The sequence below is a fragment of the Lishizhenia sp. genome, assembly GCF_033720595.1.
Taxonomy (GTDB): domain Bacteria; phylum Bacteroidota; class Bacteroidia; order Flavobacteriales_D; family Crocinitomicaceae; genus Lishizhenia.
On the sequence record NZ_JAWWCF010000006.1, the window covers coordinates 1 to 16,916 of the forward strand.

The following is a 16,916-nucleotide window of genomic DNA, read 5'->3' on the forward strand; positions in this document are numbered from 1 at the left end:
CCAAAAGGAGATAGGTAAATAATGTTCCGAATCCGAAGAAGTAATAAAGTTTACTGATTTGAAGATCTACTTTAAAGTTATTCTTCTCTACTATGCTCAGGTGTATCATCTCACCTAAAAAAAGCGTCGCTATAATAATTGCAGATACAATTACCATACGCTTCACCACACTACTCTTCATCGTCTTGATTACTTATTTTGATTACTTGGCGTATAATGGAGAATATAGACCCAAACACAACAAATAGGGTAACTACCTTATAATAAGAAATGTGCTCTGAGGGATATTTATTATCCAACCATTCTCCAATCAAACTTCCTAACCATATGGAAACTCCCATTTGAATCCCAAGTCCAGTAAACCTGATAAACTTGGTGTAAGTCCCTTTATTTTTCGGAAGTAAGTCCATATTTAGTATACTAATTCGGCCTCTTTCTCGACCTCTTTATTTTTCTTTTTCTTACGGTTGGATGTTGCCACGGGAGTAGCCACACCACTCATTTTACAATCGCCGTTAAATTCAGCACCGTCTTCTATCACCAATCGGGCTGTAGTCATATCACCGTTGATTAAAGCCGTTGAACGCAAAGTTAAAACATCTTCTACCTTCACATTCCCTTCAATCTTTCCTTCTACTTCTACTTCGTAGGCTACTATGTCACCTGTAATCTGAGCCTCAACTCCTACTACTAACTTTGCAGCACATTCGATGTTCCCTACTACTTCACCATCTATTCTTAAACTACTCTCCGTTTTTAAGTATCCCTCCATTCTGGATCCTGATACTAATCTGTTTAATCTGTCTGGTGAATCTACTACTTTACTGTTCTTGCTTCCTTTTAACATCTTAATAATTATCGTTAAAGAATTGTTCGTACTCCTTTAGTTTCTTGTCTTTTAGCAGTGTGCGGTAGTTTTCCGGGGAGATATAGATTATTTTATTGGTTTGCAAATTGCCCAAGTGCTTTTTCGTGCGCTTGAACACTCTTACATAGTCTTCGGCATCTGCCTTCTCTTTAAATTTCTTAACAACTACAAAACTCACATCTTCACTGTAAATCTGAGCTTCTGGCGATCTTAAACGTTCTCTTCCAAAAAACTCTCTATTGAAATTAGCAATAGATGTTCTGGCGTCTGTTGTAGATTCATCACCCACAAGGTAAACCATTACATAGTATTCTGCAGCATTATCGTAATTAAATATTTCAACAGGCATACTAAAGTCCACTGGCTCATTTGCAGGAACTCCATTTTTTATCAATCCAATTAATTCACGAGCTCTTTCTGCTTCTGGGGTTCCAGGAAATTCTTCAACCAACATTTGCAACACCGGCAACATTTCTGTTTTATCATCTTTAACCTGACCAGTAGCCATAGCCTGTAACAACATATACTTAGATCTGAATTCATTATCAGGCTCCTCTGCAATCACTTTTTTCGCTTTAGTGATAACCGGGTAATACATTCCTTGTTCATAACGTTTCACATATCTCAAGTAATCTTCCAAGTTAAGTTTATCCATTTCTTTCTTCTTCTTGAAGTAATCTGGATCTCTTAAGTAATTCGCATAATCACTATTTGGATAATTGTTCATGATATACGACCTGTAGTGAGATGACAATCCTGGGTCCCCACTTTTGTGAATCTCATACAGCTGAAATGCAGATAATAAGTCATGTTGATCTTCTTTCAGGTCTCTACTTAAAGCATCCTTGAATTGTTCTACGGCCAACTCTTTTTCTAGCAATTGATTTTTGTAAATCATACCTGAAGTGTACAATGCTTTCATGATTTTTTCATTACTTACTTGTATAAGAGAATCTGTCAAAGGTAAATCAGCCATCAATTTATCGACGCTAAATCCTGGCTCTTCTTTTTCTGGAACAGGAATGGAGTCTTGTGGGATAGAATCGTTCTCGGCCATTTCAAACTCAAGGACTTCAATCTTGTTGGAACGTCTCCAGTTATCTTCATCCTCTCTTTGTCCCCAAATTCTTCTAAACTCATTAAATCCTTCAGCTATGCTTTTAGAATTATTGAAGTACCATTTTCCACCTTGACCATTATTTTGAACTTCCAAGCCTTCCTTCAAGGCACGTAGCTCTTCTAACCTTCTAGCTTCTGCCTCTTTGCGCTCTTTCTCTTCCTTTTCAAGTTGTTTAACAAGATCTTTCAAGTAGTCAGCACGGGCAGACTCATCCATTTTTGCAATACGCTGAACACTATCTTCATAGTTTACTAAATCAATAGCTCTTACAAGGTCTGAAAGCTTGTTGGCCTTATTCAGAATAAGTTCTTTTTGCGCATAATCGTCGGGCAAAACATTAGCTGAACTATCGTAATATTTCTGTGCGCGGACGTAATCCTTCTTATCGTAAGAAATAGTTCCCATACGCTCGTAACTAATCCCTTTTTGATAATTGTTATTCAAAGAATAGAACACAGACTGTGTAAGGTAACTCATTCCCAAAGGCTCATCTCCATTGTCTAATGCGATATCGGCTAGGGCATAATATATTTGATCTTTATACTCTAAGTTCTTCGCATCTTTGAGCATTTTCTTTAACTCCTTTATGATTTTCTCATCACCATCACCACCGGCTAATGCTCGGTTAATTTTGGCGTAGAAAATCATTTCGAAATCTGAGTTCTTTTTAATGGCTGCAGTAAAGAAGGTTCTTGCTTCTGGACTCTCTTGCTTGGCATACAATTGAGCAATGATAAAATTCAACCTTGCTCGTTCATCTTTATCTTTACTGTGTCCAACAGCCTCTATTAAATATTGAATTGCTTTTTGCTCATCTTTTTTCTTCAATTCAAGTTCGGCTTTGGTTTTTGCCAATTCTACCTCAAATCTTTTCGGAAACTCTGCAATAGCGTCTTCATCTTTCTTAAACTGAATCAAAGGATCATCTTCATGTTCCTCTTCTATTTGAATTGCCAACGCATCTAACCTTCGCAATTTTAATCCTGCAGAAGTTAAATCTCCTTGTGCCATATCACACTTTGCCAACCACAGCATAGCTGTATATTTGGAAGGATCATTTACATAAAACAAACGCACATATTCAAAAGCTTCACGGGCATTGTCGTACTTCGTTTTGTAGAACTCTGCCTTACCTATCATGATCCAATTCTCATCAATCCAGTTATTCCATTCGTCTTTTTTCCTGGAAATATCGTTCATATTCGGCATGGCGTGCTTACCAATTACTTCCGAACATTTCGAAATCGCTGTATCTAATGCAGGATATAAGGTTACCGCTTCATCCTCATTGGGCAATCTTTCTATTGGTAATACTTCGTAATAATTTTCTGGGGTAGATTTTCGATAATCTTCGAGACCAATGCGTACTAATTCTGTGGCATTAAAGTAACCATTGAAACGCGCTGTTGTTCCATGATAAGTACGAGTAACAAAGGTGTTTTTCTCGGTAGTACAAGCCACAACGACTAACACCACCATAATTAGGGATAGGATATATACAGTATATTTTTTCAACGCGCTTTTGATTTCCTTTATAAACTCTAAAAAAACAAAAATATTATTAATTGGCTAAAGAAATAAAAAAGGCCGGTAATTTTAGTACCGACCTTATTTTCTGAGTATTTTAATGATTATTCGCAATCCTTCTTAAATACAGTAGAAAAGCTTAAAGTAACGTCTGGCCACAACTTAGATTCTGTATCACCATTTACAACGTCAGTATGTAAATCTTTACATGCTTCATTTAAGCTATTTATTGCTTCTTGACCATCCCAATTGAATACATCAATTTCAGCATCAAATGTGAATGTTTCATTGTTCAAGGTATACTTTCCGTTGATTGTTTGCGTCACATCATTCATAGTAACTTCTAAATCTGCCGAACCATCTTCATTTAACGCCAATACTTTCCCTGTGATTAGAGCAGTATTATTCATAGCTCCAAAAAACAAAGAATCTATTTTCTTATCTCTACTTGCCTCGTTAGAATTTACAGAGTTTACAGGAATTTCAAAAGACAATTGCTGAATCATACCTTCTAAATCTGCACTTTTCTCTGGACCTTCTACGTTAATCACATCAAAAGTTCCACTAACTCCAGCTTTACGAATAAACTTATAAGCTGTCCAATTCATTTCTGTTGACGTTGCGTCGTAAGCGTAGTAACAGTTTTCAATCTTTACTTCTTCTTTCTTCGCTGTTGTATCTTCAGTGTTAGACTCACCAGAACATGAGAACAATACTGTACTTAAGGCCATCAATCCTAGAAACGACTTTTTCATTTTTCTCTTATTTTAGATTTTGCTTAAAGGTAATAATTTGCTTAGAACAAACTAAATATTTCTCAAGCTACTTAAGACGAACATAAATTCTTATATTAAACAACTTTTTGATTTATTGTGTAAATTTGTTTAGATGAAATGTTTTATAATTGACGACGACAGCACCACTCGATTTTTAATTTCTGATATGCTAGAGAGCATAGGCGGAACTGAGGTTATTGGGAGTTTTGAAAGTCCTATTACGGCGTTGGAAAATTATTTAAAACAAAAACCCGACGTAATTTTTTTAGACGTTGAGATGCCTGGTCTAACAGGAGTGGAGTTTGCTAACTCTATTCTTCCTGAAACAAAAATTGTTTTTATTTCGAGTAAAAAGGAGTACGCTGTAGATGCGTATGGATTAAATGCCATCGACTATCTCTTAAAGCCCATTACTTTACCGCGTTTAACACAAGCCTTGCTTAAATTGAAATCTAGTCTTGCACCTGAACCAGCGGGAGCAGTTGAAGAAGGAAAAGAGCATGTATTCTTAAAAACAGGTGACGGTTATAAGCGTATTAAAATTGAAGACATTACCTATGTTGAAGCTTTAGGTGATTATGTTCAAATCTACACAGCAGAAACAAAATTCATCATGAATGGAACGTTAAAAAATGCGTATTCAAAACTTCCTGATGAACTCTTCAAACGTGTACACAGATCTTACATTGTGAACATGAATAAAATTGAAAAGATTGAAGATGGCGCTATTGTCATCGGTAAAAAAATTATACCTATCGGGCGTTCTTATAAAAAAGAATTCAGCGATAGCATCAACACCTTCGACTTGTAATGCAAAAAGTAATACTCATAGACGACGATCATATCACCCATTTCATATTTGAGAATTTACTTTCCGATGAAGGAATAGATTTCGTTGCCTATGATAGCGCTGTACAATTCTTAGCAAACACCCCCTCAGTTGAGGACTGTATACTCCTTATGGACGTAAACATGCCTGCTTTTTCAGGTTTTCAACTTTGGACGAAATTGAACCAGGAGTACGACTTATCCAATACATCTGTGACCGTATTTACAAGTGATAATCGCGTGAAAAGTGAATTTTCATCCTTAAATCCAAATGTTAATTTCATTGACAAACACGAATTAAGCTTGGAAACTATTAAAGCTCTACAACATGGAAATAGATGAGAAAATTGCACACCAATACTCTCCAGCCGTTTACAACAAGGCCTTAAAAATGTTTGTTGAAAGCAATAAAAATTTAGTGCAGGGACTTCAAGCAAACAATGAAGATCACGAATTTAAAACCTTGCATAAATTAAAAGGTGGAGCAAACATGCTCGGACTTAAAAAAATTAGTTCGTACATTGATTTAGCAGAATCAGACCCACTGAACAAAGAGCATATAGAGGCAATACGAGAGGAATTTCAACAAATTGCCGCTTTCAGTGCTCAAAATTCTTCGTCCTAAACCAAAGAAAAAACCATGTGCTATAGTAATTCACTAACAAGTAAAACTGAGTCTTTCAAAGACAAATACAAGTTAAGTGCACAGGTCAACTTTCAATTAGCACCCACTTTTTACGTCAGTGCATTTTCTCACCCCACTTGGCCCGTTATTACCGATCAAGGGCTTGAAATGATGGAATGGGGACTCATCCCTTCATGGTTTAGAAAAGACCCCAAAGAGATACACAACAACACCTTGAACGCACGTGTTGAAACCGTGCACGAGAAAGCATCTTTTAAAAATGTGATTGAACGCAATCATTGCTTAATACCCAGCACAGGTTTTTTTGAATGGCAAACTTTAGGCAAAACTAAAGTCCCTTACTTCATCACTGTAAAAGACCAAGCGCTTTATTCTTTTGCGGGTATTTACGACACGTGGATAAACCCAGAAGGCAAAGCCGTGAAAAGCTTTTCTATGCTAACCTGTGCAGCCAATGAATTGATGGCAGAAATACACAACACCAAGAAACGCATGCCCATTATTCTACCTGCTGATCAAGAAAGCGCATGGGTACATAATGAAATGAAAGCACAGGACCTTCAACTCTTCCCCTCAGAGGAAATGAAGGCTATAGAAATCAACAGAAAAATCATCAATTCTCCACAGCCCAATCGTAAAGAAGTGCAGGAAGAATTTCATAACAAGGACTTCTTTCAAGGGAGTTTATTTTAAACAAAAAAACCTCCGCTACATCAAGCAACGGAGGTTCTAACAAGTAACAAACTTATTTTATCTTACCCAACCGAATCTTTCTTCGAATTGTGTATAAATGTATTCTTGAACTGTTTCGTTTTTCACACGCTCTATCACCTCACCGATGAAAGCTTGCGTCATTAACTGCTCAGCACTTTTCTTTCCAAGTCCTCTTGCTCTTAAGTAGAAGATTCCTTCTTCGTCTAACTGACCAATTGTACAACCGTGTGAACATTTCACGTCATCTGCGTAAATCTCTAACTCTGGCTTCGCATTAACTTCAGCATCTCTCGACAACAACACGTTACCGTTTGCTTGGAAAGCTTCTATCTTCTGAGAATCTTCTCTTACGATAACTTTCCCGTTAAATACGGCTTTACTTTTACCATCCATTACACCTTTGTACATCTCATCAGAAACACAGTGTGCTTGCAAGTGATCAACGAAAGTATGGTTATCTACCAATTGCTTGTCTTTGGTTAAGTATACACCGTTCAACATCGTGTCACAGTTTTCACCGTCAACCAAAATGTTTAAACCGTTACGTACCAACAACCCACCTAAAGTAATCGTATTGATATCAAAACGTGCATCTTTTTCTTGGATGAAGTTCTCCGTAGAGATGTGGAACATATCCAACTCCTCTAATTGTAACTTGTGTACTTTTAAACCAGCGTTTACACCCACAGACCCTTCTAATACCACATTAGAGAAACTCTCCGCGGCATTTACAGAATGGTGCGAGCAAATCACTTCCATTTCTGCGCTTTGATCTACATCAATAAAGTGACGTGTGTTGGCAATTACTCCCTCACCAGTAGTGATATGAATAATGTGCAAAGGTTTGGCAGCAACTACTTTTTTCTCCACTCTCACAAAAGCACCACCCGTGTAGTACGCCTTGTTAATCAAAGAGAAAACGTTTTCGTCTATGCTATCTAATTTGTCTAAGTAATCTTCTAAATCCATGTCGGCAACCGCAGAGATTGTAACCCCTTCTTGCGCCTCAATAGAAGACTGTGCAGCATCGTAAAAACCGTTTACAAAAACCATTACGTTGGCATCCATGTTTGGAATGCGGTAAGCACTTGCATCTGCAGTTGCTTCAACGCTTTTGTAATTTTGCTTGGTAATACGTGTTACACGTGTATATTTCCAATCTTCAACACGCGTAGTTGGGAAATCCATACCCGCTAAGGCATCTTTCGCCATCGCTCTGTATGTTGGTAAATCATTACCTACAGAAAGATTTTCTACGAATTGAAGTACTTTATTTTCTTGTGCTATTTCCATGAGGAATTATGCCTTTTCAGTTAACCAATCGTATCCTTTATCTTCTAATTCTAGTGCCAATTCTTTTGGACCAGTTTTGATGATTTGTCCATCCGCCAATACGTGAACTTTGTCTGGCACGATGTAATCTAATAAACGTTGGTAGTGCGTAATAACTACGATAGCGTTTCCTTCGTTTTTCAACTTGTTTACACCATCTGCAACAATACGCAATGCATCGATATCTAATCCAGAATCTGTTTCATCCAAGATCGCTAATTTCGGCTCTAACATGGCCATTTGGAAGATCTCGTTTCTTTTCTTCTCACCACCAGAGAATCCTTCGTTTACAGAACGAGATGCCAATTTAGCATCTAACTGTACCAAAGCAGACTTCTCTTTTACACGTGCCATAAAGTCTTTAGCAGAGATAGGCTCTTCACCTTTGTACTCTCTAATTTCGTTAATAGACGTACGTAAGAAGTTGATGTTAGAAACACCAGGAATCTCAACAGGGTATTGGAACGCCAAGAACAAACCTTCTCTGGCTCTATCTTCCGTTTCCAAGTCTAACAAGTCAGTCCCATCAAAGTCTACAGATCCTTCTGTAACTTCGTAACCATCTTTACCTGCCAATACTGAAGCTAAAGTTGATTTACCTGCTCCGTTTGGTCCCATGATAGCATGAACTTCTCCTGCTTTAACTTCTAAGTTTAATCCTTTTAAGATATCCTTGTCTTCCACTTTTGCGTGGAGATTCTTTATTGTTAACATAACTGTTATTCTAAATTCAAAATTTAAGTCGAACCTTAACGTCCTCCTTTAATTCTTCTGATTTTACTACTTTAATTCTTTTTCCTATCCTACTGAGTTCTCTAAAGAAATCGCTAATAATTTTTGCGCCTCTACTGCGAACTCCATCGGTAACTTGTTCAATACTTCTTTGGCATAACCATTTACAATTAAGGAGATAGCTTTCTCTTCAGAAATTCCTCTTTGTAAACAGTAGAAAATTTGATCTTCTCCAATTTTAGAAGTAGTTGCCTCGTGCTCAATTTTAGCCGTTGGGTTCTTACATTCTATGTATGGGTAAGTGTGCGCTCCAGAAGTATCTGTCATCAACAATGAATCACATTGTGAGAAGTTACGTGCGTTCTCCGCATTCTTATGGATTTGTACCAGTCCTCTGTACGAGTTGTGTGAATGTCCAGAAGAAATACCTTTAGAGATAATTGTACTCTTTGTATTCTTCCCTAAGTGGATCATTTTTGTTCCCGTATCTGCCATTTGGTAGTTATTGGTAACTGCCACTGAGTAAAACTCACCTACTGAGTTATCTCCTTTTAAGATACAAGATGGGTACTTCCACGTTACAGCTGAACCGGTTTCAACTTGTGTCCAAGAAATTTTAGAGTTGGTATGACACATTCCACGCTTCGTTACGAAGTTGAAAATTCCACCTTTTCCATCTTTATCTCCAGGGTACCAGTTCTGAACTGTTGAGTATTTAATCTCAGCATCGTCTAAAGCGATCAATTCAACCACTGCTGCGTGCAACTGGTTCTCATCACGTTGTGGTGCTGTACACCCTTCCAAGTATGATACGTAAGCCCCTTCATCTGCAACCACCAAAGTACGCTCAAACTGACCTGTACCTGATTCGTTAATTCTGAAGTACGTTGATAATTCCATGGGACATCTAACTCCTTTTGGAATGTAACAGAAAGATCCATCTGTAAACACCGCCGAGTTTAATGCTGCATAGAAGTTATCCGAAGTAGGAACCACTGTTCCTAAATATTTTTTAACTAAGTCTGGGTGCTCTTGAACTGCCTCAGAGAAAGACATAAAGATGATACCCAACTCTTTTAATTTCGATTTAAACGAAGTTGCTACAGAAACAGAATCCATCACGAAATCTACTGCTGTACCTGTTAAACGTTGTTGCTCTTCCATAGAAATCCCCAATTTTTTCATGGTTTCTTTCATCTCTGGTTCAACATCGTCCCAAGATTCGTATTTTTTATTTTGCTTAGGAGCAGAGTAATAAGTGATATCCTGAAAATCTGGCTTCTCATATTTGATGTGTGCCCAATCTGGCTCCACCATTTTCGTCCAAACTCTGTAGGCATTCAACCTATACTCTAACAACCATTCTGGCTCGTTCTTCTTCGCAGAAATAAAACGAATGATATCCTCGTTCAACCCTTTCGGTGCCTTATCAGATTCTATATTCGTTGTAAACCCGAATTTATACTCCTGGTTTTTTAAATCTTCCGCTAATTCTTCCTCTGTATAGCCCATTTAAATAAGTTAATTCGATATTGGAAATTCAAAATTCCCTCCACCTAATTGTTTATGTATTAATATTTATTTCCTCTGATTTTTGCCTCCTTAAAACACTTGACTAAGTCCAGTAATTTGTTTGGACACATCCTCCAGAATAGAAATTAATTCATTCAATAGTTCTTTTCCTGTGTAGTTTCTGTCTTTCGCTTTGAAAATTTGAGATTTGCTTTTGTAATCTCCAATTTATACGCTAAAACTTTCTCCACATCCACAAGTTCTGTCGGCATTCGGGTTAGAGAAAATGAATCCCTTACCATTTAAACCGCCAGAAAAATCTAAGGTTGTACCTATTAAATACAGGTAGCTTTTCTTGTCAACTACTATTTTTATACCGTTGTCTTCAAAGGCTTTATCACCCTCTTTGTCTTCGTTATCAAAATCTAACTGATACATTAACCCAGAGCATCCACCACCTTGAACGCCTACACGGATAAAGTACCCGTCTTTGCCGTCTTCAGCCATGAGCTTAAGCGCCTGCTGTTTTGCTGATTCTGTTACTTTAATCATATCTGTTATCCTACTTTCGTTCTACACTGTATACCGATTTATTTAGATTTAATTTAAATAGAATCAATATTTGGCGCAAAAATACCGAATTTGTGGTATTGAAACAACTATTTAAAATGATATTATGTAACGTTTTAGCATTTCTTTCTATTCTTAGGATTCCTCCTTCTTTGTTTGGAGAATCCCCCACCCCAAGAACCTTGGTGTGGCGTCGGGTCATCCGCTCTATACCACTTGCCAAAACCAACTTTCACTAAGGCCAACAAGAGCTTCTTCCCGTCGCTTTGTCACCCTAAGTACAAGTAAGCTTTGTCCGCGTGGCATGCCGCTACTCGCCCTCTTCCTATTCTAGTTTACAAGAGAAAGACATTTGCGTTCAAAAGACGACACATCTATTCATGAAAAAACCATTACCTTTGCCCAAGTTTTATGACGATGAGCAAGAAAGAATTAGAAAATAAAATTGTAAGTGTATTAAAAACAATACACGATCCAGAAATCCCTGTAGACATCTACGAATTAGGATTGATATACGAAGTTAAAATTGACAAGGAAAACAATGTTTTTATTGACATGACCTTGACTTCACCCAACTGTCCGGTAGCAGAATCTTTACCGAAAGAGGTAGAGGACAAAACTGCAGCGATAGAAGAAGTTGCCTCGGCAAAAGTGGAAATCGTTTTCGATCCACCTTGGGATAAAAGCATGATGAGTGAAGAAGCACAATTAGAATTAGGTTTCTTGTAAACATTTGCACCATGGACGAAATCGTAAACAAAGTAAAAAACAGTGGTCTTAAAACCATAGACTTGGCACAGTTCATCCCGAATGAGCAAGTGCTTACTTTCGATATTAAAGATTTCTTGTGGCAAGAACTCATTTTAAAAGAGAAAGATTTTAGAGCTGCTTTAAAAGATTTCGATTGGAACACCTACGAAGGTAAGGCCGTTGCTATTATCTGCTCTGCTGATGCCATCGTTCCTACATGGGCTTTTATGCTCGTAGCTTCGTATTTACAAAAGCACAATATCAAACACATTGTAGGATCAAAGGACGAAATGTCTAAGCAACTCATCAAAGCTAAAATTGAGGAAATCAACCCTGCAGATTTTACAGATGAACGAGTGATTGTAAAGGGGTGTGCAGATATTGCCGTTCCCAATTTTGCAATGACTTATTTGGTGACTTACCTACAAAATGAAGTGAAGAGTTTAATGTATGGAGAACCTTGTTCTACGGTTCCTATTTACAAAGCTCCGAGGAAATAGCCACGCACTTCCAACCTTTAGCAAAACACATTTTTAAAATATATTCCAACAAGTCCAGAGATCTTTCTTTGGACTTTTTATTGTCGTGTAAAACAACAATATCACCAGGCTTTAGTGCTTTCAACCTATCCTTCACTTCTTCTAGAGCCACATTCACATCGTAATCATAGGTTAAAAAGGACCACATTACAATATGATAGTCTTTTTGAAGCGCTGCTCCCTTTACCCCGTCTAAACGTCCGTACGGTGGACGGAATAATTTACTCCGTATGTAGCGATCTGCCGCTGCTACATCCTTGAGGTATTCCTTCATTCCAAATTTAAGCGCATGCTTATGATGCATGGTATGATTTCCTACTGCGTGACCTTCCAACTTCAAACGATTAAATAAAGCTGGGTGTTTACGAACATTTTCGCCTACACAAAAAAAGGTAGCTTTAGCATTGTAGGACTTCAACATGTCCAAGATTTGAGGTGTAACCGTGGGTTCTGGTCCATCATCAAAAGTGAGGAAAATACTAGGGCTAGAAACAGAAAAACTCCAGTTTCGCCTCGGGAATACCTTTTGAACGAAAACTGGAGTTTTAAAAAGTTGCATTATTCTATTTTTAGATTGGATCTACTGGACCCGCTCCTAATATTTGTTGTTGCATTGCCGAGTAGATATAGTAGAACTCTGTTGCTTTAGAACCTCCAACAACACGTTGTCCTCTTTCCATCTCTTTTAACCCTTTAACTATACCTTCTACAGCAGAAGTCAAACGATTTTCTAATCCATTAGCATATTCTACAAGCTCTTCGTTAGAAGCACTCGCTGAATTTACCGTAGCTACAACTCTCAATAAGTTTGTCGTTGAAGCGATGAAATCTTTGCTATTGTTGTAAGCCACATCTGCAGATGAGTTTTCAAAGAAGTTAACGTATGTTTCCAATTGTTCCAAGTATTGTCTTGCTAAAGCATCTGCTTCTTCATTCGCGTCCACTTGGTACATCATTATTACATAATTCGCTATAACCCCATCAATGTAGTTAGGAGCAATCTGTTGGTTTTGAACAGAACCTCCAGCGTTAACACGAACCGTTAAACCTCCGTTCGCCATTGGCTCACCCATATCCAATACTTTGTTTAATGGAATCTCTTCTAAAGATTTGTTCAAGATCATTAATACAGTATCCCTAACAGCTTCACCTTCCGTTAACAATTGCTCACGTTTCGTTTTCAAAGAATCTATCACCTCTTGGTCAGAAGGATTGTTCAATAACTCTAGGTTACCCAATTGAGCATCTATATTTCTCAACTGTTGTCCATACTGTGCAGAGTAAATTTCTTCGTAATCCGATGCCAATTGGAAGAAATCTCTTCTGTATTGGTTGGTATGTCTTCTCACGTAGTAATCTGCTACAACGCTTTCTCCTTTAAGGTTACCGAATTTGTATTCGTTCATGTAACAATCGTAAGATGCTAAACGAGAGTTTGTTTTAGCGGCTTGACCTCTTAATGGTGTTAAAGCATAAACAGCTCCACTTTGCACTAAAGCACCTGCTTGGTAGAATGCCTTACTTACGTCAGATCCATAAGGTGAAGAGTAGTATACCGCTCTTTCCCATTCACTGTTTACGATAGCGTCTAACATCATTACTTCTTCACGCGTTAAGCGAGAAACATCTGATCTAAACACAGGTCCTTTCGCAAAAGAAATTCTCATTTCTGAAGGACACATTTCTTTCTCACCTTCTGTAATCAATCCTGACTTCACTACCTTATCTGGATCGATATCGAAAATCAATCCTTTAGAAGGGAAGAAACGAACAGTTCCACCATTGTTTGGTGCCATAAACATGTTATCGTCATTTCTCAAGAACTCCATTACATATTTAGCCGGTAAGTAATCGAAAGAAGACTCCCAGTTCTTACTTGCCTCAAACAATTGCTGAATCAAGTTTTGATCTGCATTCAACTCTCCTTTTTGGTACATGTCCAAAATCTTATCTACTGTTGCGTTGATCGTTAAATAGTCATTAATCGAAGGATTCTCTAACGGCTCCATCAACTTCGCTTGTAATACAGGCAAGTTTTGGTTCATCTTCGCATTCTTCGCGGTCATAGACCCCATTGCATTCGCCAAACTAGATCTGAACGAAAGAATTGCTCTGTTAAACGCTACTTTATTGTGCTTAATTTTCAAAGCCATCACCTCTTTAAACAGCTCTGGTTTTTTGGTTGCCATATCCTGAACAAAGAAACTGTTCAATTCTATAACATCAGAACTACCTGCGTGCATCAAGATTTGATCTTCTGTAAATTTAATTGGTAATGGGTCTGAATCGTAAGCACGCATCTTCATTTGGTTGGTGTACCAGTCTGTTTGCATTAACGATAAGTTACACACCCTAACATCAGTGCGCTTACCTTCTACCTCTTGCAAGTACCATAATGGGAAGGTATCGTTATCTCCATTGGTAAACAAGATAGAGTTTTGCTCACATCCAATTAAATAGTTGTAAGCCAAATCGCGGGCAAAGTAACGCTCACTTCTATCGTGATCATCCCATCCCTGAACACCTAAAATAATTGGTGCTATCATTGCGATAAGAACCGCACCTATAGAGGCACCTGAAGCTCCTTTCACCACTTTATTCATAAGTATGAACAAGTAAATAATTGCCAATCCGATAAGCACAATGATAACTCCTGAAAGGAAGACACTCATTCCTGCTCCAAAACCAATTGCTGCGCAGAAAGCCAATAAGACACCTGCAGAAGCCATTAATTTTGATTGATCGTCTTTTGTAAAGTTTTTATACGCCTCAAATAATCCGTAAACAGATAATCCTATCCAGAAAGCGAAGGCATAGAAAGAAGCCGCATAGGCATAATCTCTTTCTCTCGGTTCAAACGGTTTCTGGTTCAAGTACACCAAGATTGCAAAACCAGTAAAGAAGAACAACAAGGTAACTACAAAGGCATCCTTTGGTGCTTTTCTATAGTGGAAGAACATTCCTATTAAACCAAAAATAAGTGGTAAGAAATAGAAACTGTTGTTACTTGGGTTAGACTTCGATGGGTGAGGTTCATTTTCTCCCATCGCTCCCAAACGCTGTTGGTCAATGAAGTCAAATCCTGACTTGTAGTTTCCACGCATGGCATCACCGTGACCTTGAATATCGTTCTGACGACCTGCAAAGTTCCACATGAAATAACGCATGTACATCCAACCTACCTGGTAATCTAAAAAGTATTGAATATTGTTTCCAAAAGTTGGTAATGGCTTATCATCACTACCTAACTTACTTGGGCTTACTCTTCTATTTTCGTCGTAACCAGACCATTGTTTGTATCCTCTGATTTTGTTCGCATCCGAAGAAAAGAACATACGTGGGAAAATGGTATTTTGAGAATAAGTAGGCACCTGATTTTCTCTACTATCTGCATTCGTTTCGAAGTATTTTTCAACGATTTCGTACTTCTTATCAGATTTTTCCACGAAGGCTAAAGCATCTTTCTCTTCTTTGAAAGATTTGATTTCAGCTCCTCCTTTTGTTGTAATTACGAATCGTCTATCGTAGAAAGGAGAACGGTCTCCCCACTTCGATCTGTCTTCGTTCATTTTTGAGTTCCAGTATGGACCGTATCCTATCGGCCAAGAACCGTATTGCTCACGTTTTAAGTAAGCGTGTAATGTTACTAAGTTTTCTGGGTTGTTTTCATCCAACGGTGGGTTGGCATTCGAACGAATTACAATAGTAGCGAATGAACCGTAACCAATGAACAATACAATTAAACCTAAAATTGCTGAGTTCGTAAATTTCCAATCTTTCTTACGTGTATAGTACAAACCGAAAATTAATAGTCCTAATAGGATAACGAAGAAAGTTATGGCACCACTCATGAAAGGTAATCCCAATGAGTTTTTAAACCAAACCTCCATAGAACTCGCTAAGTCTATCGTTTTTGGAATTACTCCATTCTGAACAAATCCTAAAACTAATACCCCTATAACTCCTGTTAATATGAATGTTTTTAAATCGACTTTGTCTTTGTAGTTGAACATGATAACGTAAGCCATACAAGGCAACACCAACAATCCTAATAAGTGGACCCCTATCGCTAATCCAAACAAGAACATGATAAGTATCATCCAACGCATCGGACGAATGTCTGGTGATAATTCTCCGTGCTTAATCGCTGTAGACTCTTCATCCCACTTTAATAGTGCCCAGAATATAACAGCTGTAAACAAAGAAGACATGGCGTAAACTTCACCTTCTACGGCAGAGAACCAGAATGATTCTGTAAAGGTATAAGCCAAGGCTCCAACAACACCTGATCCTAAAATAGCAATTTGCTGAGCTTTGGATAACACTCTACTTTCTTTGAAAGCCATCTTCTTAGCCAACATTGTAATGGACCAGAACATGAATAATATGGTAAATGAACTACTCAATGCCGACATACGGTTAATCCATAGTGCAGCTGAATCTGGTGAAGTAAAGAAGGTAAACAATCTACCAAACAACATAAAGAGCGGTGCCCCGGGAGGGTGACCAACCTCTAATTTATAAGCTGCTGTGATGTATTCTCCACAGTCCCATAAAGAAACTGTATCTTCTAGCGTGATAAAGTAAACAGCGGTAGCGATCAGGAAAACCAACCAACCGATTGTTACATTAAGCGATTTATAGTTCATAATTTTGTCTTAGTACAGTACGCGAATTTAACAATCTTAGCGAGTCTGTTGTCATCTAAAAAACTAAAAAATGCTAACGTGCTTGTTTTAGATCTTAATTTTAAGCGAGTTATATTTTTTTTTGAATTTTTTTAATGAAAAGGCTTTGTGTTTCTCATTTTATTCATAAATTTGCAACCGCAATCGCTGACAAACAAAGTTGAAAGCAATTGAAAAATGGCCTATGGTGTAACTGGCAACACGTCTGATTTTGGTTCAGAAGAGTCTAGGTTCGAGCCCTAGTAGGCCAACAAAGAAAACGAAGTTCAAAAGAGCTTCGTTTTTTTTTGCTTTTAACTTTTGTAATCTTAGAA

General features: G+C 37.8%; 17 protein-coding genes and 1 tRNA gene. 7 read left to right on the forward strand and 11 right to left on the reverse strand.

Annotated elements, in window-relative coordinates; all coding sequences use genetic code 11:
- The 5 genes from R3333_RS00945 to R3333_RS00965 all read right to left on the reverse strand — a co-directional run.
- A partial coding sequence (locus R3333_RS00945) for a hypothetical protein (RefSeq protein ID WP_318956700.1) occupies positions 1-181 on the reverse strand: 181 nt, incomplete at its 3' end.
- Positions 171-410 carry an AtpZ/AtpI family protein gene (locus tag R3333_RS00950; RefSeq protein ID WP_318956701.1) on the reverse strand — a complete coding sequence of 80 codons (240 nt, stop codon included), beginning with the start codon at positions 408-410 and terminating at the stop codon, positions 171-173. The genes R3333_RS00945 and R3333_RS00950, both read right to left, overlap by 11 nt.
- A gap of 2 nt (positions 411-412) precedes the next feature.
- Positions 413-847 carry a polymer-forming cytoskeletal protein gene (locus R3333_RS00955; protein ID WP_318956702.1) on the reverse strand — a complete coding sequence of 145 codons (435 nt, stop codon included), beginning with the start codon at positions 845-847 and terminating at the stop codon, positions 413-415.
- Position 848: 1 nt separating this feature from the next.
- On the reverse strand, positions 849-3,503 hold the full coding sequence (locus R3333_RS00960; RefSeq protein WP_318956703.1) for a tetratricopeptide repeat protein: 2,655 nt from the start codon (positions 3,501-3,503) through the stop codon (positions 849-851).
- Between the two features lie 116 nt (positions 3,504-3,619).
- Entirely contained in the window at positions 3,620-4,270 is a 651-nt protein-coding gene (locus tag R3333_RS00965) for a YceI family protein (protein ID WP_318956704.1), read from the reverse strand.
- A 133-nt stretch (positions 4,271-4,403) separates the two neighbouring features.
- Here R3333_RS00965 and R3333_RS00970 point away from each other — a divergent pair, with 133 nt between their 5' ends.
- The 4 genes from R3333_RS00970 to R3333_RS00985 are packed head-to-tail and all read left to right on the forward strand — an operon-like array spanning position 4,404 to position 6,458.
- The gene (locus tag R3333_RS00970) at positions 4,404-5,102 is read left to right on the forward strand and encodes a LytTR family DNA-binding domain-containing protein (protein ID WP_318956705.1); all 699 of its coding nucleotides are present in this window, start codon (positions 4,404-4,406) and stop codon (positions 5,100-5,102) included.
- Positions 5,102-5,461 carry a response regulator gene (locus tag R3333_RS00975; RefSeq protein WP_318956706.1) on the forward strand — a complete coding sequence of 120 codons (360 nt, stop codon included), beginning with the start codon at positions 5,102-5,104 and terminating at the stop codon, positions 5,459-5,461. The genes R3333_RS00970 and R3333_RS00975 overlap by 1 nt, the downstream gene beginning before the upstream one ends.
- A complete protein-coding gene (locus R3333_RS00980; RefSeq protein ID WP_318956707.1) occupies positions 5,448-5,744 on the forward strand; it encodes an Hpt domain-containing protein in 297 nt (98 codons plus the stop codon). The genes R3333_RS00975 and R3333_RS00980 overlap by 14 nt, the downstream gene beginning before the upstream one ends.
- Before the next feature lie 15 nt (positions 5,745-5,759).
- On the forward strand, positions 5,760-6,458 hold the full coding sequence (locus R3333_RS00985; RefSeq protein WP_318956708.1) for an SOS response-associated peptidase: 699 nt from the start codon (positions 5,760-5,762) through the stop codon (positions 6,456-6,458).
- A gap of 57 nt (positions 6,459-6,515) precedes the next feature.
- Here R3333_RS00985 and sufD read toward each other — a convergent pair whose 3' ends face one another.
- From sufD to R3333_RS01005, 4 genes are all read right to left on the reverse strand, one after another.
- Complete coding sequence (gene sufD, locus R3333_RS00990; RefSeq protein ID WP_318956709.1) at positions 6,516-7,772, reverse strand: Fe-S cluster assembly protein SufD; 1,257 nt, start codon at positions 7,770-7,772, stop codon at positions 6,516-6,518.
- Positions 7,773-7,778: 6 nt separating this feature from the next.
- Positions 7,779-8,525 carry a Fe-S cluster assembly ATPase SufC gene (gene sufC, locus R3333_RS00995; protein ID WP_318956710.1) on the reverse strand — a complete coding sequence of 249 codons (747 nt, stop codon included), beginning with the start codon at positions 8,523-8,525 and terminating at the stop codon, positions 7,779-7,781.
- A gap of 84 nt (positions 8,526-8,609) precedes the next feature.
- Positions 8,610-10,055: a Fe-S cluster assembly protein SufB gene (sufB, locus tag R3333_RS01000; RefSeq protein WP_318956711.1), complete on the reverse strand. Its 1,446-nt coding sequence runs from the start codon at positions 10,053-10,055 to the stop codon at positions 8,610-8,612.
- A 228-nt stretch (positions 10,056-10,283) separates the two neighbouring features.
- The gene (locus R3333_RS01005) at positions 10,284-10,607 is read right to left on the reverse strand and encodes a HesB/IscA family protein (protein WP_090250225.1); all 324 of its coding nucleotides are present in this window, start codon (positions 10,605-10,607) and stop codon (positions 10,284-10,286) included.
- A gap of 435 nt (positions 10,608-11,042) precedes the next feature.
- Between R3333_RS01005 and R3333_RS01010 the strand changes: the two genes are divergently transcribed.
- The gene (locus tag R3333_RS01010) at positions 11,043-11,354 is read left to right on the forward strand and encodes a DUF59 domain-containing protein (protein WP_318956712.1); all 312 of its coding nucleotides are present in this window, start codon (positions 11,043-11,045) and stop codon (positions 11,352-11,354) included.
- An 11-nt stretch (positions 11,355-11,365) separates the two neighbouring features.
- Positions 11,366-11,875, forward strand: coding sequence for a DUF2480 family protein (locus R3333_RS01015; protein ID WP_318956713.1), 510 nt, complete (start codon positions 11,366-11,368; stop codon positions 11,873-11,875).
- Here the strand turns inward: R3333_RS01015 and R3333_RS01020 are convergent.
- On the reverse strand, positions 11,850-12,473 hold the full coding sequence (locus R3333_RS01020) for a polysaccharide deacetylase family protein (protein WP_318956714.1): 624 nt from the start codon (positions 12,471-12,473) through the stop codon (positions 11,850-11,852). The two genes, R3333_RS01015 and R3333_RS01020, sit on opposite strands and share 26 nt — an antisense overlap.
- A gap of 10 nt (positions 12,474-12,483) precedes the next feature.
- Positions 12,484-16,563, reverse strand: coding sequence for a DUF2723 domain-containing protein (locus tag R3333_RS01025; RefSeq protein ID WP_318956715.1), 4,080 nt, complete (start codon positions 16,561-16,563; stop codon positions 12,484-12,486).
- Positions 16,564-16,780: 217 nt separating this feature from the next.
- Between R3333_RS01025 and R3333_RS01030 the strand changes: the two genes are divergently transcribed.
- Positions 16,781-16,853: transfer RNA gene (locus R3333_RS01030), tRNA-Gln, on the forward strand.
- Positions 16,854-16,916: the final 63 nt, after the last annotated feature.